The organism is Facklamia sp. P13064, assembly GCF_050409425.1.
GTDB lineage: Bacteria > Bacillota > Bacilli > Lactobacillales > Aerococcaceae > Facklamia.
This window is the reverse complement of the sequence record NZ_JBNUPM010000001.1, coordinates 175,692-195,273: the sequence shown is the minus strand read 5'-3', so window position 1 is coordinate 195,273 and position 19,582 is coordinate 175,692. Positions and strand designations below refer to the sequence as shown.

Genomic DNA, 19,582 nt, shown 5'->3' with positions numbered 1-19,582 from the left:
ATAATTTCTCTAACCGATAAGTTTGTGATAGTCGGTGCATTAAATTTTAAAGGAGATGATTGTATGAATTGTCCTCAATGTGGTAACGAAATGTTAAAAGGGAGTTTATTAGGAGATCGCTATGCGATTAAGTGGCAGCCCGACGATAAAAAATTAGTCGGTGGTATATTTGCTAGCGGAGGATTCGCTTTAAAGAGTAATGGTTCTTTCTTAAGTCGCCCTAAAGCAGAGGCTTTTGTTTGTGAAAACTGTGAATTATTAACCGTCGATCTAAAAACGCAACGTAAAAAATAATAAGCTCTTAAAATAGCTGGAAAGGCTTGAATTTTCAAGTCTTTTTTTATTAATCAGGGGAAAAATGTTTTAAGACCTCTTGTTAAATTCGCTTGCTTTCTTATTAGTTATTTTATTCGTGTACTTTCGTGAATCGATTTTTATTCATCGCTAACAGGGTTCGCGAGTGAGCAATTGTTCAATGGAACGTTTCAAGAGGTGTTTTCTTTTACTAATTTATTTGGTAGAAAGTTCTTGTTGCTGGCTAATCAGTGTCGGATAATAGCTGTTTTAATTAAAAGGATGAAGGGAAACCGAAGTGATTAATTTTTAAGTATGGTTGAAGATAAGCATAATAATTAACTATTGAGGAGGAACATGCTATGCTAAAGATATAAAGCAATGGTGAGAAAAACCTTGCTTTAAAAGCAAAAAATAGGAGGAAATCGTATGGAGAAAAAGGTGTTTGATCTATTAAATAAAGTGGTTGCTACACAAGGTGTTTTCTATACTCGGCTGCATCAATTTCATTGGTATGTAAGCGGAACACGTTTTTTCACACTGCATGAAAAGTTTGAAGAATTGTATGATCAGGTGACAGCTGATATGGATGAGGTTGCTGAACGTTTATTAGCTATTGGTGGTCAGCCATATGCCACTTTAACAGAATTTATTGAACATTCTGTTATTAAAGAAAGTACTAGTGATCAAGCATTATCACAAGATCAAATGGTAGAAGCGATTGTCAACGATTATAGAACATTAATTGCTTTGTATGATGAAGGTATTCACTTAACCGATGAAGCAGAAGACTTTCCATCAAATGATATGCTCATTGCTTTAAAATCCGAGGCTGAAAAAACAATTTGGATGTTAAATGCTTACTTAGATAAAAGTGCTAATGAAAAATAGTCATAACATCTCCCTCCGTTATAAGAGGGAGTTTTTTTGTTCAGTGAATTCTTTTTAAGAAGATTGTTTAAGTTTATTGGCGTATTTTTCTATTTAAAGCTTAATAAAAGATTTAAAAAAGAAGTATTATCCATTTGGACAATACTTCTTTTCAAATGTTAATGAAAGTGTTTTACTTATTTTTTAACGATGAATCGCTCTTCTACTGGTTGGAACTCTTTAGGGCCAGCTGGTGAACCGATTTCGCCAAATGGCATTTGAGCGACTAATTCCCAGTCTCTAGAAATGCCATAAGTTTCATAAACTTTTTCATCAATCACACCATTATAGTGTTGTAAGGAAGCACCTAAATGTTTCTCAGCAAAAGCAGTCCATACATTAAATTGATGCATAGCATTAGTATGTTGAGCCCAAGTAGGGAATCCATCAGCAAAGATAGGGAATTGTTCTTGCAAACCTTTAACGACTGTCTTATCTTCGAAGAAGAGAACGGTTCCGTATGCATTTTTGAACATATCCATTTTTTGTTGTGTTCCTGTGAAATCAGCATCTCCCATCATCTCTTTTAAAGATTCTGTAGTTAAATCCCAAAGTTGTTTGTGGTTATCGTTTAATAGTAAAACGATACGTGTACTTTGTGAGTTGAAAGCTGAAGGTGTAAATTTAATTACATCTGCAATGATACTTTCAATCTCTGAGTCACTGATTGGTGATGCAGCCTTCAAATCGTAAATTGAGCGTCTTTTCTCAATCATGTCTAAAAAGTTTTCTTTTGGTTCTTTACTAAATAATCCCATTTATTTCACTCCTAAATCTAATTTGTAATTGCTCTAATCAGATACACTCAAAGCTTAGTTTTCGTATATCTCTATTTTTAAGTATACACTATTCTTAACAAATAGCAAGTATAAGTTTCAAATTTTTTCTAAAGTTACTAAAAGTTTTGATCGATTGGAGTTATTTGTTGCTATCTAATTAAGAGATGGCAGACATCTGTCTCTTAGTTGCTTTTTAATCCTTTGCAACAAACATCTAGTTGTGACTCTTGTAAAACTGAATTAGTATGAAAGAATATAATCCTTTATAATGAAAGGGTATACATACTCAATAAGTATGCATTTAGACCACTTATAACTTGATGAGATACAAAAAAGGAGATCATAAATCTATGTACCAAGTAATCAACCAATTGCAAGAGAGGAATTTTGCTAAGAAAATAAGTCAAAGTGAAAAAGTTGTACTGGATTATTTAGAGAATCATTTTGCATCAATTCCCAATCAAACCGTGTTAAAAATTGCCCAAGAGACTTATACCTCACAAGCGACAATAAACCGAACGTGTAAGTTGTTAGGCTTTAAAGGGTTCAGTGAACTTAAATATGCGGTACAAGCAGACATCAATTTACAAAAACGTAAAGCACATTCAGGATTGACCACTACTGAAAGTGCTGTGGATCTGATTGACTTTGCAAGTTTGGCTGATTTAGCAGGGGCTATCTATACCCATCGCCACCACTTAATGCTCTTTGGTCTAGGGGCTTCCGGGGTCACCGCACGCTACATGGCAAGGCAGTTGATTTATTTAGGCATTCCGGTGGTGATTATTTCTGAAATCAAAATGTTGGAGCATTTTCACAATTATAGCCTATTAGTACTTTCATCTTCAGGTGAAACACAGCGCTGCTTGCAAGTTATTGAGAAAGCCAAAGCAAAAAAAATGACGGTCTTTGCGATAACCAAAAAGGATTCTTCAGTCATGAAGGCCAGTAAATTAAGCTTTTATCATGACGTTCAAGTGAATTTATTGGACGGTTTGTCAAGGGAACAGCAAGTGCATATGATTTTAATGGTCAATGAAACAATTAACTACCTCAAATCAAACTATTTGAAGTTAGTTAAATAAGTTCTTTAACAAAGTGGCCATTTGTGGATAATTATCCGTCCACTTGGAGCCATCCGTCTTATGTAAGCGCTATAATACAAAAGAAGTAAATTAAGAATATAAGAGAGGAGGAAGAATGAATCATTAGGTAGAAAAGAGACAGGGTTTCTACTGCAAGACACGACCGGTAACACTAGAAACTATAAAAGAGAGGATGTTGTCAATTGAAAAATTTTAGAAAGAATTTTCAAAGTTTTGGCAAATCTCTGTTATTCCCAATTAGTTTGCTTTCATTCATGGCAATCTTTCTGGGGCTATCAGCTGCTTTACAAAACGAAAATATAATCCGTTACGTGCCTTTTTTAGGGAACGAGATTTTACAAAACATTTTTGGCATGATTCGTAAGTTATCCGCGTTACCATTTGGGTACTTACCTATTTTATTCGCTATGTCGATTCCATTAGGAATGGTTAGAAGAGATAAGGAAGTAGCCGTTTATTCAGGGGCAGTAGGATATATTGCCATGCTGATTGGGATGACGTATGTATTACAACTTCAAGGCTTAACTCCGGACACAACGTCAATTAATTATTTAATGGAAACAGAGGGCTTGTCTCAAGTCGATGCTACTTTACAGAATTCCTTATTTACTCGTACGCTAGGCCTCTTTGTATATAATACCAATGTTATCGGTGGTATTATTGCCGGTTTAATGGGTGTCTTCTTACATAATAAATACCGTAACACTGAATTACATCAATCCCTTACTTTCTATAGTGGGAAACGTTTTGTACCAATTGTCGTAGCCATCGTGATGGCGATAGTCGGTGCCTTGTTAACCATCGTATGGCCTTTGGTAAATCAACTTATTATTGCTTTAGGTGGACTTATCAGCGAAACGGGCTCTTTGGGAATCTTTTTATATGGAATGATCGAAAAACTGATGATTCCAACGGGGTTGCACCATGTACTCAACCAGACTTTCCGTTTCACCGCCTTGGGTGGGATGGAAAATATCAACGGTGAATCACTGGTCGGAGCCCTTCAAATTTATCTCTATCAATTAGACAACGGTCTTCCTTTTTCAACGGATGCAACAGCCTTCCTCGCTCAAGGTAAGATCTTGCAGATGGTATTCGGTATGCCGGCAGCTGTTTTAGCGATGTATCATATGGCTCTACCAGAAAAAAGAGACCGTTTATTGAAATTCTTTATTCCAGGTGTCACTGCGGTGATTTTAACTGGGATTACCGAACCGATTGAATTCTCATTTATCTTTATTTCACCAATCTTGTGGGTAGTGAATTCAATATTTGCAGGAATTGCCTTCTTAATTCCAGCCTTATTAGATGTGGCTATCGGAAATGTTCAGGGGGGAATCATCGATTGGTTCGTCTTTGGGGTACTGCAAGGTGCTGAAACGAAATGGTATATTTATCTCATTGCCGGACCCATCTTCTTCGCCGTTTATTATTTCACTTTCAAATATATTATCACCCGACTTAATATCATGACCTTAGGTCGTCAAGCCAGTGATTTTGTTGAAGAAGAAGTTGACGGTAATGCGGAGGTAGATATTACGGAAGCGAATCGTTTAACCGCGCAAAATATTGTCAATGGCTTAGGAGGCGTTGATAATATTACTGATGTTGATAATTGCATCAGTCGTTTACGTGTGGAAGTCAAAGACAGTTCGTTAATTGATGAAAGTTTACTTAACCGGACCCAACCCAATGGTATTATCAAACCAGATGACCATACCATCCATGTGGTTTACGGCGGAAGAATTACACAAATGCGTAACATCGTTGACGATTACATTTATAATCGTAAAGATCAAAAAATACAAAAGGAGACCGCAGAAAATGAAAAAAAATAATATAGTGGTTGTCGGTGGCGGATCTACTTGGACACCGGGTATTTTAAAAGCAATGACTAAACATCTGGATAAGTTTCCGATTAACAAATTGGTGCTTTATGATATTGATGAGAAACGGCAAGCAGTGATTGGGGAATTTGGCAAAATACTCTTTAGAGAAGAAGCACCAGAGGTAGACTTTAGCTATACGACAGATAAAAAAGAAGCGTATTCAAATGTGGATTTTGTCTTCTGTCAAATGCGGACAGGTGGCTACGATATGCGTGATCGCGATGAAAAAATTCCACTTCAACTCGGTGTCATTGGCCAAGAAACGTGTGGGCCGGGTGGATTTGCCTATGGTATGCGATCAATTAGAGATATGGAAGAAATGGTAAATGATGTGCGCCATTACAGTCCGGATGCATGGATCCTTAACTATACAAACCCAGCGGCAATTGTAGCTCTAGCATTAGATAAAATCTTCCCAGAAGAGGATAAAATTCTAAATATTTGTGATCAACCCGTCAACCTCTTACGTTCTTTCGGTAAGCTCTTAGACTACGATGCAGATAAATTTGAACCGGTTTATTTTGGTCTTAATCACTTTGGTTGGTTTACCCATCTTTACGATGAATTTGGTAAGGATCGCGCACCAGAACTAAAAGAAATGATTCTTAATGGGGGCTTTCGACCAGTGGATGCTGAACAGCGTGACCAATCATGGTTGGATACCTATGCAATGGTGGAAGATATGTTGCGAGACTTCCCAGATTATCTACCCAACACCTATTTACAATATTACCTCTATCCAGATGCTAAATTAGCTAAACTAGATCCAAATTGGACTCGTAGTGATGAGGTGCGAAATGGGCGCGAGAAAAAAGTCTTTACTGAATGTCGTCGTATTATTAAGAATGGCACAGCAAAAGATTCAGATATCGTGCATAATGATGCGCACGGAGACATGATTGTTGAAGTCGCTGCTTCGATTGCCAACAATTTAAGGAAGACTTTTGTAGTTATAGTCCGTAACGAAGGAATTGTTGCGAACTTACCGGATGATTGCATGATTGAGGTCGCTGCTTCACTAGGAGTCAATGGTCCACGACCTTACGCAGTAGGAAAAGTAGGAACATTCTATAAAGGCATGATCGAAGGGCAACACGCCTTTGAACAATTAACGGTCGAAGCCTACCTTGAAGAATCTTATGATAAGGCCTTACAAGCACTTACTTTAAATCGTACGGTTGTCGATGCCAAAAAGGCGCGTCAAGTCTTGGATGCTTTGATTGAAGCCAACAAAGAATATTGGCCGACTTTAAAATAAAGAGGGATACGACGTAAGAGTTATGCTTACGTCGTTTTTCTAAATAAGGAGAAGGTGTTTAATGAAGATATTAGCAGCAATCGATTCCTTTAAAGGATCAATGACTAGTGAACAAGCCAATTTATGCGTTAAAGATGCTTTACCTAATCATTCAGTCACCTGCTTTCCAATCGCAGACGGCGGTGAGGGAACAGTGGATGCCTTTGTATCGGTATTAAAAGGGGAATATATTACACAAACCATCAAGGGTGTTGATGGTAAGGCATTTAATGGAAAATGGGGATGGATTGAGCAGGAAAAATTAGCCATTATAGAAGTAGCACAAGGAGCAGGTATTATTCATGCCGACCTTAAAAACTTAGACCCTAGGCGCCATACTAGCTATGGGGTAGGACAACAACTGATTCAAGCACTTGATTATGGTGCCGAAACGATTATTCTTGGTTTAGGTGGTAGTGCGACCGTTGACGGAGGAATGGGCTTACTTCAAGCGCTAGGCTTAAAATTTTTTGATAGCCACCAGCAAGAGTTGCCCATTTTACCTGTAGAGTTGAATCGAGTAGCAAGTATGGATCCGTCAGGTCTAGATCGACGGATGAAGCAGGTTGATTTAATACTTGCCTCTGATGTAAATAATCCCTTAATAGGTCCTAAAGGAGCAAGCTATGTCTTTGGGCCACAAAAAGGGTTAGCTACTAAAGATCTTCCTACTTATGATGCTTCGATGAAAAATTACGCCGATCTATTGTTCGAGGCCACAAAAAAAGACTATCGACATTTAGAAGGGGCCGGAGCAGCAGGAGGGATCGGTTTTGCCTTATCGACCTTTTTTGGAGCCAAATATAGAAATGGGCTTTTCTTATTAGCTGAAAAAGGGAACCTTGACGCATTGATTAAAGAAGCCGATCTGATTATAACTGGTGAAGGTAGATTCGATGATCAGTCCCTCAGTGGCAAAGTACCTATTGGAATCAGTCGTTTGGCTAAAAAGTATCAGGTACCCGTCTTGTTATTTGCTGGACAGATTGATAGTCAACAAGTTGCCCTTCCTGAAGAGAACTTACTCGCCTTAATACCTATTGTTGATCGCCCCATGGAATTGGAGCGAGCAATGGAATTGAGTCAACAACTGTTAACCAAAGCTGTGGAGAGGACGATCAATCTGATTGAGTTCGCTCAAAAAAATAAGCTGGTTTGCTTATAAAATGAAAGGTTTTAATAGAAAAAGACTGTTAAGAAGGATGTTCTTTTAAGGTTATTTTAAAAAAGTTGAAAGCGTTCTTACAATTTTATATAGTTAATTAGCGTTAGAAATTTAGTATGATTGTGTATTGCATGCGAATATTTCAGTTAAAAATATTTTTCTGGGGGAATGGGATGCTTTCTACAAAATTGTTTGTTGTTTTCTTAATATTTCTTTTAGTTTTAATGATGGTTGCGATTTATCAATGGTATAAAGAAAAAGATCCTTACAAGAGAACAATTAATAAGCGTATCAGTATTATTTTAATAATAATTAATTTACTCGCTTTTCTTCCTTTTATTGCATATTTGTTTCATAAATTCTAAAAGGAGATCTTATTAAAAAAATAAAGGTCGTCTTATTAGGGCAATTGAATGTTAAATAATCTTAAAACAGATTTTTAATCTATGTTTGACCGTTGGGGGGCTCAAGAATTTGAGTCTTCTTAATAGGACGCAGGTATTGTCTAATATAAAGATTTCAACTCAAATCATAAGTAATAGGTTAACCAACTCCATTGTTAGTGTTCGGTCAATAATAAAGAGTGTCATTCAATATCAAGGATCAGTTAGGGCACAAAATAATTAAAATTTAAACCATTAACTATACGTTTTGTTTGCACTCTGTGATATACTATCTTAAAAAGGAGGTTGTTCAAATGATTCATTATACGTCAACAGATTTAGGGACCAATGTTTCAGAAGAAGAAGTGATTGATCAAATCAAACAAGCCACTAAACCTATTCGTTTCACCCATTGGGAAGGGATGGGTACTCCCATTCATAATCAAGAAATTTCGAAAGAAGAAGCCATTGAAATTATAAGAAATGAACACACAACGCTGATTACTGAAAATGATAAAATCATTAATGTGCAGACCTTTGAGGCATATAATAGACCCTAATTCTTCAAATCAATGCAGTCGTTAATTGGAACGATTGATGCGACGGTTTAAACAATAAAAGTCTGGTGGTTTAAAAGTTAAATAAATAGGGCTGAGGATAAGACAACTTTATCTTCAGCCCTATTTATCTTACACTAAGTTTTATATAATTCTAAGATTGTTTTCATTATTTTACACAAAATTCTGGACTGGATTAAACGCTAGATGCTCAATTTTTTATGGTCTGTAAGCATCCCTTTAGGGGGTTCAAACAGTCCTGTGCTAAACTATTACTAAAGAGAGATGGAATCTTTCCAGTACTAGAAAATAGAAGGAGTGTTTGATATGAAAGCCATTGTTATCAATCAATACGGCGATACCGATCAATTTGTAGAAGCCAATCTACCTCAACCGCAGCTTAAAGACAATCAAGTTTTAATTGAATTGCATGCCACATCCATCAACCGCTTTGATACCAAGGTGCGAAGAGGTGAGATGGCTGAAGTAATTTCTTTTGACTTTCCCATTATTTTGGGACTGGATGCTGCCGGAGTAGTGGTGGAGGTAGGTAAAGATGTTACTCAATTCAAAGTGGGGGATGAAGTCTTTGCCAATTCCTCTTTAAAAAGTGGAACCTACACTGAGTATGTGGCGGTTAAGGAGAGTTTAGTTGCCCATAAGCCGAAAAATATAACATTTAAAGAAGCGGCCGCTGTTCCAATGGTGGGTCTAACTGCTTGGCAAGCCATGGTGGAGTTTGGTCGAGTTAAAGAAGGTGACCACGTGCTGATTCATGCCGGTTCGGGTGGTGTAGGCAGCTTTGCTATTCAAATCGCTAAAAGTTTTGGTGCATATGTTTATTCAACAGCCAGTGGTAAGAATGAAGACATGCTTAAAAAGCTGGGCGTTGATAGCTTCATTAATTATAAAACCACTGATTTTGCTGAGGTGGCTAAAGACTTAGACTTAGTCTTAGATACCTTGGGTGGCGAAACACTAGCTAAAAGTTTGGCTCTCGTAAAGGACGGCGGACGAATTGTTTCTACCGTGGGTCAAGCCGACCAGGAAAAAGCTAAAGCAAGAAACATTACGGTTGAAGCTCTTGCGGCCAAATCGAATGGAAACCACTTAGCCAAACTAGCTGAGTTAATTGAAAAGGGCCAAGTTAAACCTTATATCGGGCATGAATTCCCATTGACGGCTCATGGCTTAAGTGAGGCTCATAAAATCAGTGAAAGCCACCATGCTAAGGGTAAAATAGTGATTGTCATCAAATAAGGCCAATAGCTTTCTTCAAATGGGAGAAGTACAGCTGACGTAGGCATCTCACTGCTTTTTGAGCAATGCTGATGGCAAATAAATATTTTATGAGCGTTGAAATAAAAAATAGCAATTTTGATTCAAAACACCTTAGCAAACTATCAAAAACAAACGCTATCAATCAGAGTTTTGTTGATTCTGCACAACTATCCGGACTTCGTTTCATGTAATTTATTGTTGTTTTATAAAAGTGTAAATGTTATACTTTATTTACTTTATAAAGCGCTTTAAAGTTAAAATTTTATTAGAAACGGAGAATACACATGAATGAAACAATGCAAATTGCCAATAGTTTGGTGATGTGGATTTTAGCGATTATTATTGTATCAACTGTAATCATTCAATCCTTTATTTTTTATCGTCTTGCAAAGAATCACGTTAAAAACACTAATTTATTAAGTAATGAAGAGGTAAAGAAATCATTTAAAATTGGAATTATAGGAACGATTGGTCCAGCTTTTGCTGTTTTTGCGGTAGCCATCGCCTTAATTTCTCGGATTGGAGGACCAATTACCTTCGCAAGAATAGGAATTATCGGATCGGCTGCTTTTGAAATTATTTCAGCTCAGATAGGTAGTGGGGGAACTGCTGGTACAGCAGAGTTTATGCCTAAGATGTTATCTGCTGCTGCTTGGGTTATGACTTTAGGAGGAGCAGGATGGCTGGTTGTGGTCTTCTTTGCTACTAAAAGAATAGATGGTATCCAAGAAAAAATGAAAAAAGCCAACCCTTTAACCATCGCTTACATGTCTGTCTTTGCACCTTTTATTATCTTTTTCACCCTAGGTTATAAAGAAGTCATCAATAAGGGAATTTTACAAGAAAACTCTTCGATTGCTCCTATGGCGGCATTAATTGCCGGAGGTTTAGCCACTGTTGCTATTAATAAAATCGTTGAAAAAGATCGTTCTAAAAAGTGGTTGAAGGAATGGTCTATGGGTTTTTCAGTTATTGCTGCAATGATTGTTGGAAGCATATTAAGTTAAGGAGAGAAAAATGGAAAATAATAAAAATTTATCAAGTAATTTTCAAAAGTCTATACATTTTTGGGGAAGGGTAACAATCGCAATTGCATTAATTTCAACTTTAATGATTCCCTCCTACTTAACCTTTGTATTAGGTCATTATCCTGACATTGCAGATATCATTTCTGGATTAATTTCGATTGTTGGGTTCGTGGGAGTTATTTGGTTCGTAGAGCCGATATCCTATTTCCCCACTCTTGGTCCAGCGGGTACTTATATGTCATTTTTATCTGGTAATATTGGGAATATGCGTATGCCAGTCATCGCTGCTACACAAGACGCTCTTGATTTAAAACCAGGATCTGAACAGGCTGAAGTAGCTGGGATATTTGCTATTATTTCTTCAACACTTACAAATCTTTTCATCTTGGGCATTGTCATGGTAGCTGGTCAAACGATTATCAATAGCTTACCACCTACCATCTTAGCTTCTTTTGATTTTGCCTTACCAGGAGTATTAGGAGCAATGATGATAACGTTAGGTTCCAAGGTTAAGAAAAATAATTTAATGGTTTTAGTCTTAATTGCTGTAGCAACTATGATTTTCATTAAATTCTCACCAAATTTTTTACCAGAAAGTATATATAAATTAATTTCATCAGCTGATGTAGGTATAGTCGCTTTATTAGGAATTGCTTATTCCTTGTATAGGGCCAAAAATGATGTAGAGTCAAACAATAAGGAATAAAAGATTTTAATTGACATTTTAATAATTAGTTAGATTTTAAGGAGGATAAATAATGAACTTTATTGAGAAAGCCAAAGAATTAGAAACTCAAATAATCGAAACGAGAAGATACTTACATCAGTATCCAGAATTAAGTGAACATGAGTTTGAGACTCAAAAGTATCTTATGAAGCGTTTGGAGGAGTTAGGGATACCTTATGAAAAGGTTGGTATAACTTCTTTGGTTGCCCATATTAAAGGTGGGAAGCCCGGTAAGACGGTTGCATTGCGTTCGGATATTGATGCCTTGCCTATTCTAGAACAATCGGGAGCTGAATACTCTTCTAAAGAAGATGGAAAAATGCACGCTTGTGGGCATGACGGTCATATGTCGATGCTATTAGGTGCTGCAAAAATGTTGACAGATATTAAAGAAGAATTACCAGGAGAAGTTCGCTTATTATTTCAAGAAGCGGAAGAAACCTTTACAGGAGCAAGAAGGGTTGTAGCTGATGGAGGAATGGAGGGTGTCGATGCGGTCTTTGGAATGCATGGTATGCCTATCGAAGTAGGAACATATGACATAACATCTGGTTATCGGATGGCAGGGTGCGATACAATCTACGTGAGCTTTGAAGGGGTTTCTGGACATGGATCCATGCCTCATAAAGCAAAAGATACGATTTTACCTGCTGCAGAGTTTGTGACTCAACTCAATGCAATGATCACTAAATTTGTGAATTCACAGTCTCCGATTGTGCTAACGGTAGGTAAATTTAACGGAGGAACTAAAGCAAACGTTATTTCTAAATATACTAAACTAGATATCTCTATGCGTTATTTACATGAAGAGACAAGAAAAATTATTCATAATAAGATTAAAGATTTGGCTGCTGGCTTAGAAAAAATCTATGATATTTCAATCAATGTTGAAATTGAAGAAAGTACAATTAGTTTGTATAATGATGAAAGAATCACTGAAATTGCTGCTAAAGCAGCTGAAAAAGTTTTTGGACCTGGAAAGAACGTTCACGGCCCAATCATGATGGGATCAGAAGACATGCCATATTATTTCCAAGAAGCACCTGGGGCTTATGCAATGATGGGTTATAGCAATGAAGAGAAAGATACAATTTATTTCCCTCACCATGAAAAATTCAATATTGATGAAGACTATTTGAAGTTTGGTGCAGCCCTACATGCGCAATTCGCATGGGATTTCTTACATATAAGCGAATAATCTTTTGACTACTACTGAAAGTATGTTTTTAATTTAAGGATACTTATCTTTTTTGGCTCTATGTCAAATAGGGTGGATGGAAGAAAAAACACTTCCTTCCATCCTATTTATTATAGAGCCTCTTTTTTCTAATAAGCCTAATGGTTAGTAGACTTACTGACGATTAGGTTTTTTATTAATTAATTAGGCTATACACATATGTTACAAAACAATGATTATAAGCTAACAGATTTTGATTATAAGGGACTTCCAATTGATACTGAATATAAGCGCATAATTGATAAACGCAATGACTATCATCAAATAATTAACTCTCTTCACTTGATAGATGCTTCTCGAACCGGCTTTCTTCAACCTAATGATAAAGAGCTAGCTGAAGCTTATTGTAATTCGGTATAATTACAGGTGGAGCTGACTTGTTCGCATATAAAATTTATGTTCCACAAGTTTACGTGCGATAGAAAGATTTTGTTGAACAGATAATAAAGCGTGAAGAAAAATGTTACACTTCTCTTCTAAAATTACGCTGCTTCAAATTTTTTGATTGTTTTATTAAAGGAGCTATTTCTATGAGAAACACTCAAACTTCAAAAAATTAAGCCGGCTGTTGGAAATGCTTTTAGGGCTAGTTATTCTTTTAAGCATTTGTTCTTCATTTCTTTGTCTATATTTACGAACATGATAACTATACAAGATAGGACTATTAATTAGAAAACACAGGCATTTTCTTCGCTAGAAAAGTTGGAAACCACGCTAATCACTAGCGCAGAGAGCGAACAACATCTAAGTAATTTGCTGAAGGAGCAGACGGCCTTACTCGTTTTAAGAGATAATTATGAAGGTTTTCTAAGGGTTGATTTTGAGGAAGGAGATAAAACTTTTACTATTACTCCTACAGATGAAGATTTCAAAGCTTCAATTAATTTATTAGGGGCAGGCCATCCAGAAGTTTTGCCAGCATGGCAGAAGATGAAGAAAGAACTAAAAGCTGCTTATAATGAAATTGCCAAAGGGTTGGAAGGCGATTACCGCTTCAACTTGGTAAATCCAGCTGCTGCAGACGAACAGGTCTGATCAATTTTAATTGTGTATGATATAGCCGATGAGACATACGAGTAGATAAACTTAAAAGATAAGTAACTTATGCCTTCAATTATTGAAGTTTTTTTAAATTCTTAAAATAACTATCAATAAAAAGCGAATTTGATTGGGGTCTTGCTAAAACACAGACAAGATACAATAAGAGGGAATTTCTTAATAAAGATTATAAAAATATTGTGGAGCAGGATGGTTTTGGATCCTTCTTCAAAGCATCCTGACCATCATGCAGTTGGAATCTAGCTTTCTATCGACTTCAGCTTATCAGCTGCTGTAGGGGCTGTCTTGAACTATCATTGTCACTATCAATACTATCACTTTGAATTTAGACGACAAGTGAGCCAATAGCTAAAAAGCTCGCCTGCTAGGGCGAGCTTTTGTGTGAGTAAACTTAGATTAGGCAGCTTCAAACTGACTATTATAGAGGTCGGCGTAGAATCCTTGTGCTTGAATTAATTGGTCATGGTTACCTTGTTCTATGATATTACCATCTTTTAGGACTAAGATTAAATCAGCATTACGAATAGTTGATAAGCGGTGGGCAATGATAAAGGAAGTTCGACCCTCAGTTAATTTATCCATGGCTTCTTGGATAAGCACTTCTGTTCGTGTATCTACTGAAGATGTTGCCTCATCTAGAATTAATAATGGCGCGTCCTTAATGAGCGCACGGGCAATGGTTAGTAATTGTTTTTGCCCAACTGATAGGGTAACTTTTTCATCTAAGATAGTGTCATAAGTATGGGGGAGGGTATTAATAAAATGGTCAATGCCGACAGCTTGACAAGCCGCAATCATTTCAGCTTCTCCCACATCTTTTTTATTAAAGAGTAAGTTTTCACGAATGCTTCCTTCAAATAGCCAAGTATCTTGTAAAACCATAGAGAAGTAATCATGAATTTCACTACGTTTCATTTTTTGGATATTTTTACCGTCTAGACGAATCTCACCCCTATCAATTTCATAAAAGCGCATTAATAAGTTCACAATTGTGGTTTTCCCCGCACCGGTTGGCCCAACAATGGCAATCTTTTTGCCTGGCTTGGCATAGGCAGAGAAGTCGTGAATAATCATTTCTTCAGGATCGTAGCCAAAATGAACATGGTCGAATTCAATTAAACCCTTAACGTCTTCTAATTGACGCGTCTTATGGTTTTCATCTTCTAATTCTGCTTCATTAAGAAAATCAAACACACGAGCCATAGCAGCGCGAGCCTGAGCTAAAGCTTGGCTGGATTGAGCCAACTGTTGAATCGGCCGAGAGAACATCCGAATATACATCATAAAGGCGACAATGACTCCAATCGTTATCTGACCTTCGATTACTAAGGCTGCACCGAAGATACACACCAATACATAACCAAAGTTACCAATAAAAATCATTAAAGGCATGGCAATACCTGAGAGAAATTGGGCTTTCCAAATGCTGCTTTCTAAATCTTCATTAATCGTCCGAAAGGTTTCCTTGGCGAATTCGATGGCATTATATGAACGTACAATAGCATGGCCAGTATACATTTCTTCTATATGGCCGTTAATGTCGGCTAAGTGGTTTTGTTGTTGCTTAAAAAAGCTTCTGGATTTTATCATTAGAAAAATAGTGATTCCAAAACCAACTACAACGGTTGCGATAGAAACAAAGGTCAAAGTAACATCTGTGCGAAACATCATAATAAGTGTTCCGATTAACATAGTGGTAGCAGAAACAAGGGTAGACATACTTTGGTTGAGTGTTTGTCCTAAAGTGTCTAAGTCATTGGTCACTCGTGACAGGGTATCGCCTTGCGAATGTTGGTCAAAATAATTAAGAGGCATGCGGTTGACCTTGTGACCAATCCCTTCACGCAAATTTTGCGTTAAACGTTGTGAGATAGTTGCCATGATAAAGGAAGCACCGTAGTTGGCAACAGCCCCCAAAGCAAACAACATAGCTAAATAAGTGGCTTGTTGACTGATCTTTTCTAAATTCATTTCATTCATCATGCCTTGAGCAATTAAGTCGGTAATTTGGCGAATTCGATCCGGTCCGATTACTGAAATATAAGAACCAGCTATTGAGAAAAGAAGAGCCAATGCAAAGATTAGACGGAAGCCCTTGCTATAGGTTCTTAAAGTAACAGTTTTATCTTTATTTTCCATTGTCAAGTTCCTCCTTGTTTAATTGTGAATAAGCGATTTCTTGATAGATTTTGTTGGATGTTAATAATTCTTGGTGGGTTCCTTTACCAACAATTCGTCCCTTTTCTATGACCATAATCAAATCAGCATCCATGATGGTTGAAATTCTTTGACCGACAATGACTTTAGTCATTTCTTTGGTTTTTTCAGCTAGAATGTGGCGCAATTTACGATCGGTTTGATAGTCAAGGGCTGAGAAGGAATCATCAAAGATAAGAATTTGCGGTTTTCGACCGATAGCTCGGGCGATGGCTAAACGTTGCTTTTGCCCACCTGAGAAGTTGGTACCGTCTTGAGCCACATAACTTTGTAATTGTTCTTCTTTTTCAGTGACGAAATCTTTTGCTTGGGCGATATCGATGGCCTCCCATATTTCGGCTTCACTGAGTGGGCTTTGGCTGGAATCGCCAAAAGCAATATTAGATTCAATGCTTCCTGAAAATAAGACAGACCTTTGGGGGACATAGCCAATAATTTCGTTTAGGCGTTCACGAGGATAGTCTTTGATCGAATTGCCATTAATCAAAATTTCTCCTTCAGTGGTATCGAATAAACGTGGAATCAAGTTGATCAAGGTGGATTTACCAGATCCAGTTGACCCGATAAAGGCGAGGGTTTGACCAGCTTTTGCTTCAAAGGATATATCCTCCAGTACAGGCTTAGAAGCACCTGGATAAGTAAAGCTAACATCTTGGAATACCAGCGACCCTTTATCTTTTTCTTGTGGGGCATTTTCTGGATAGATGAGACTCGATTTAGTATCTAGTACTTCACCGACTCTTTTAGCAGAAACCATGGTACGAGGCGTTATAATGAAGATCATAGTCATCATCATAAAACCAATCACTACTTGCATGGCATAAGATGAAAAGACAATCATATCTGAAAAAAGAACGATTTTTTCTTGAAAGGCAGCAGCTGCAATCAAATAGGCGCCTACCCAATAAACTCCTAAAGTCAAACCGTTAGAAACAAGCATCATTAGAGGGTTCATAAAACTCATTGTTCGGTAAATGACTAAGTTTAAACCGGTTAGTTCTTGGTTAGCGTCTGAGAATTTTTCGGTTTGATAGTCTTCCGCATTATAAGCACGAATTACGCGCATACCGGATAGGGTTTCTCGCATGATACGGTTCAAGCGGTCGGTTAAGCTTTGGACTAACTTTTGTCTAGGTAAAACGATGGATAAGAGGATAATAATGGTTGTTAACATTAAGCCAACAGCAGTAAAGGTTACCCACATCCATTCCACATTTTTTGTAGAAATTTTACCAACAGCTAAAATAGCCATCATCGGTCCTCTAACAATAATTTGTAGGCCCATAGCCAAGAAGACTTGAATTTGAACGATGTCATTGGTTGTTCGCGTTAATAAGCTAGGAATGGAGAAATCTTGTAATTCTTTTGTTGAGTAATCCATAACAGAATCAAAAACGTCACGTCTCAATCCCGAGGCAAAACTAGCTGCCACTCGTGCTGATAGGAAGACAACTATCAGCGATAAGACGAGACCAATAATCGATAGACCAACCATCTTAGATCCTGGATGATAGAGATCTGAAACAGCTACTCCCGGATTTTGCAGTCTTTGTGTAATTTCTGACATATAGCCAGGTACTTGCAATTCAATCCAAACGCTAGCAATGATTAAGATAATAGCAGTTATCATCGTGGCAACTTGTTTAGCGGTTAGTCTTTTAAATATTTTAAGCATGAGTATTCTCCTTTTGATCCAATAATTTATTGGCCCTTATAATATTTTGGTCTATTCGTAGAAAAATTTTATGCAAGCAATTAATTTCTTCTTGTGAGATTCCATTCAGAAGGGTTTGTTTGATCATGATAATAAACGCTTCAATTTTACTCGATTTTTCAAGACCTAATTTTGTTAATTGTATGACTTTATGACGTTTATCTTCTGCATAGGGAAAAGTTTCAATAAAACCATTACGTTTCATCCGTTGAATTAAATGGCTGGCCACAGATTTAGAAATGTTTAAGTGGTCTTCAATATCCTTTTGAAAAACGTCTGAGTCTTGATGGCAGTATAGGTACATAATAGTGTGTCCTTGTGGACCGTCTAAATGTTGTATATCATAATCATTTGCATAACGCATTTTAAGTTGTTCGGCCTGGTGGATTGTATGTTTTAAATGATAGAGCATGGAAGTCTCCTTTCATATTAGTTACCATGAGAACTATTTTAAAGCAATCCTTTCCAATGTCAATCATTATGATCTGAAAGCTCTCTCTTTTTAAGATTTAATATTTCCTCCAAAAGCTTCATTCCGGCTTCTAATTCATTAAAATCAGCTCTAGCATATCCAACTACTAAACTAGCGGGTCTTCTTTTTTTATTTAATTCATAGTCTGCTAAAGGGGATAGAGCCATGCTGCTTTTTTTTGCTATCTCAACAATTTTACTTTCACTAAGAGTAGTAGCGTGAATTTCCAATAATAGGTGGAGCCCCGCGTTTGTACCAACAATTTTGAGATTATCGAAGTTTTTAGCCCATTCTTCTAATAATTGTCTTTTCTTAGCATATTTTCGTCGCATGCGGTTAACATGACGCGTAAAATGTCCACCAGCCATGAATTGTGCTAAGACATTTTGGGTCAATCGTGGAACGGGACAAGAAAAATAATAAGGGTATTCTTTAAATTTTTGTAAGAGCGAGTCTGGTAAAAGTATAAAAGATATTCTTAAAGCGGGACTAATTAATGATGAAAAAGACTGTAAGTAGATAACATGGTCATGTGAGTCGATCGCCTTTAAAGGGGGAATAGGCTTACCTTGATAGCGAAATTCACCATTATATTCATCTTCAATTATCCATTTATCGTCTTGATTGGCCCACTCTAATAGTTCTTGTTTGCGTCCGATTGTCATAATCGAGCCCGTCGGAAACTGGTAAGAGGGGGTAACATAGAGTAAGTCCATTTCTTTTTTATCAGTGGGACTAGGATTTGCACCTTCTTGATCTAATTCAATCGGTATCTGTTCAATTTGATTGGCTTTTAAAAAATCACCCCAGCGATGAAAACCAGGATCTTCAACACCGATTTTAGCCTTACCAATCAATTTAACTAAGAGTAAAAGTAAGTTTTCAGTTGAGGAGCCAATAATAATGTGACTAGGAGAAGCCTTAATTCCTTTGGCATTCCATAAGTAGGTAGCAATCGTTTCACGTAAATGATGTTCACCGAGTTTAGAGCCTTTTTCAGTCAAATATCTTGCATCTTGATTGAGACACTCCATAGTAATTTTTTTCCAAGTGGCTACTGGAAATTCAGGATCCACTCCCTTGTAACGCCAATCAATAGCTGGCTGGCTTTCTGCTTCTATTTCACTTAGCTGCCATTGATTGGGTTCTTTTAAACTTAACTTTTGGCTGAGAACGAAATATCCCTTTCGCTGAATAGCTTCAATATAGCCTTCTGCGGCTAACTGATCCAAACTAGCTGTTATAGTATTAAGGCTGACCCCACGGTCTTTAGCCATTTGTCTTTTACTAGCTAGCTTTTCACCGGGATTTAATTGACCTTGTAGGATTCTTTGTTTGATTTCATTATATAATTGTAAGTATAACAATCTGGTACCCTCACATTCTTTTGTTTTGGTACTTTATATAGTACCAAAATCTTTTATCATATAGCTATAGAAGGGAATGA

18 protein-coding genes are annotated in these 19,582 nt (G+C 37.0%); 13 read left to right on the top strand and 5 right to left on the bottom strand.

Annotated elements, in window-relative coordinates:
• Nucleotides 1-63: 63 nt before the first annotated feature.
• Nucleotides 64-294: a PF20097 family protein gene (locus ACQV2S_RS00885; RefSeq protein WP_428874374.1), complete on the top strand. Its 231-nt coding sequence runs from the start codon at nt 64-66 to the stop codon at nt 292-294.
• A gap of 429 nt (nt 295-723) precedes the next feature.
• Nucleotides 724-1,185 (top strand): Dps family protein, encoded by a 462-nt coding sequence (locus ACQV2S_RS00880; protein WP_428874373.1) that lies wholly within the window; start codon nt 724-726, stop codon nt 1,183-1,185.
• A 176-nt stretch (nt 1,186-1,361) separates the two neighbouring features.
• Here ACQV2S_RS00880 and ACQV2S_RS00875 read toward each other — a convergent pair whose 3' ends face one another.
• A complete protein-coding gene (locus ACQV2S_RS00875; RefSeq protein WP_428874372.1) occupies nt 1,362-1,982 on the bottom strand; it encodes a nitroreductase family protein in 621 nt (206 codons plus the stop codon).
• 371 nt (nt 1,983-2,353) lie between these two features.
• Between ACQV2S_RS00875 and ACQV2S_RS00870 the strand changes: the two genes are divergently transcribed.
• The 11 genes from ACQV2S_RS00870 to ACQV2S_RS00820 all read left to right on the top strand — a co-directional run bounded on the left by ACQV2S_RS00870 (nt 2,354) and on the right by ACQV2S_RS00820 (nt 13,708).
• The gene (locus ACQV2S_RS00870) at nt 2,354-3,088 is read left to right on the top strand and encodes a MurR/RpiR family transcriptional regulator (RefSeq protein ID WP_428874160.1); all 735 of its coding nucleotides are present in this window, start codon (nt 2,354-2,356) and stop codon (nt 3,086-3,088) included.
• Between the two features lie 203 nt (nt 3,089-3,291).
• Nucleotides 3,292-4,947, top strand: coding sequence for a PTS transporter subunit EIIC (locus ACQV2S_RS00865; RefSeq protein WP_428884835.1), 1,656 nt, complete (start codon nt 3,292-3,294; stop codon nt 4,945-4,947).
• Nucleotides 4,934-6,256: a 6-phospho-alpha-glucosidase gene (locus ACQV2S_RS00860; RefSeq protein WP_428874158.1), complete on the top strand. Its 1,323-nt coding sequence runs from the start codon at nt 4,934-4,936 to the stop codon at nt 6,254-6,256. The genes ACQV2S_RS00865 and ACQV2S_RS00860 overlap by 14 nt, the downstream gene beginning before the upstream one ends.
• Nucleotides 6,257-6,317: 61 nt before the next feature.
• The gene (locus ACQV2S_RS00855; RefSeq protein WP_428884834.1) at nt 6,318-7,460 is read left to right on the top strand and encodes a glycerate kinase family protein; all 1,143 of its coding nucleotides are present in this window, start codon (nt 6,318-6,320) and stop codon (nt 7,458-7,460) included.
• Between the two features lie 697 nt (nt 7,461-8,157).
• Nucleotides 8,158-8,403, top strand: coding sequence for a hypothetical protein (locus ACQV2S_RS00850; RefSeq protein ID WP_428874155.1), 246 nt, complete (start codon nt 8,158-8,160; stop codon nt 8,401-8,403).
• 324 nt (nt 8,404-8,727) lie between these two features.
• Nucleotides 8,728-9,660, top strand: a complete 933-nt coding sequence (locus tag ACQV2S_RS00845; RefSeq protein WP_428884833.1) for an NADP-dependent oxidoreductase — start codon at nt 8,728-8,730, stop codon at nt 9,658-9,660.
• A gap of 305 nt (nt 9,661-9,965) precedes the next feature.
• Nucleotides 9,966-10,688 (top strand): DUF5058 family protein, encoded by a 723-nt coding sequence (locus tag ACQV2S_RS00840; RefSeq protein ID WP_428874153.1) that lies wholly within the window; start codon nt 9,966-9,968, stop codon nt 10,686-10,688.
• Nucleotides 10,689-10,698: 10 nt separating this feature from the next.
• A complete protein-coding gene (locus tag ACQV2S_RS00835; RefSeq protein ID WP_428874151.1) occupies nt 10,699-11,415 on the top strand; it encodes a hypothetical protein in 717 nt (238 codons plus the stop codon).
• 52 nt (nt 11,416-11,467) lie between these two features.
• Complete coding sequence (locus tag ACQV2S_RS00830; RefSeq protein WP_428874150.1) at nt 11,468-12,634, top strand: amidohydrolase; 1,167 nt, start codon at nt 11,468-11,470, stop codon at nt 12,632-12,634.
• Between the two features lie 198 nt (nt 12,635-12,832).
• Nucleotides 12,833-13,033: a hypothetical protein gene (locus ACQV2S_RS00825; RefSeq protein ID WP_428876328.1), complete on the top strand. Its 201-nt coding sequence runs from the start codon at nt 12,833-12,835 to the stop codon at nt 13,031-13,033.
• 342 nt (nt 13,034-13,375) lie between these two features.
• A complete protein-coding gene (locus tag ACQV2S_RS00820) occupies nt 13,376-13,708 on the top strand; it encodes a hypothetical protein (protein ID WP_428874148.1) in 333 nt (110 codons plus the stop codon).
• A gap of 420 nt (nt 13,709-14,128) precedes the next feature.
• Here the strand turns inward: ACQV2S_RS00820 and ACQV2S_RS00815 are convergent, their stop codons facing one another.
• Genes ACQV2S_RS00815 through ACQV2S_RS00800 form a run of 4 tightly spaced genes read right to left on the bottom strand, consistent with a single transcriptional unit; the run spans nt 14,129 to nt 19,502 of the window.
• Nucleotides 14,129-15,871 (bottom strand): ABC transporter ATP-binding protein, encoded by a 1,743-nt coding sequence (locus ACQV2S_RS00815; RefSeq protein WP_428874146.1) that lies wholly within the window; start codon nt 15,869-15,871, stop codon nt 14,129-14,131.
• Entirely contained in the window at nt 15,861-17,624 is a 1,764-nt protein-coding gene (locus tag ACQV2S_RS00810) for an ABC transporter ATP-binding protein (RefSeq protein WP_428881910.1), read from the bottom strand. Before ACQV2S_RS00810 ends, ACQV2S_RS00815 begins: the two co-directional genes overlap by 11 nt.
• A complete protein-coding gene (locus ACQV2S_RS00805; RefSeq protein WP_428884832.1) occupies nt 17,617-18,075 on the bottom strand; it encodes a MarR family winged helix-turn-helix transcriptional regulator in 459 nt (152 codons plus the stop codon). Before ACQV2S_RS00805 ends, ACQV2S_RS00810 begins: the two co-directional genes overlap by 8 nt.
• Before the next feature lie 59 nt (nt 18,076-18,134).
• Nucleotides 18,135-19,502, bottom strand: coding sequence for a PLP-dependent aminotransferase family protein (locus ACQV2S_RS00800; protein WP_428875373.1), 1,368 nt, complete (start codon nt 19,500-19,502; stop codon nt 18,135-18,137).
• Between the last annotated feature and the right edge of the window lie 80 nt (nt 19,503-19,582).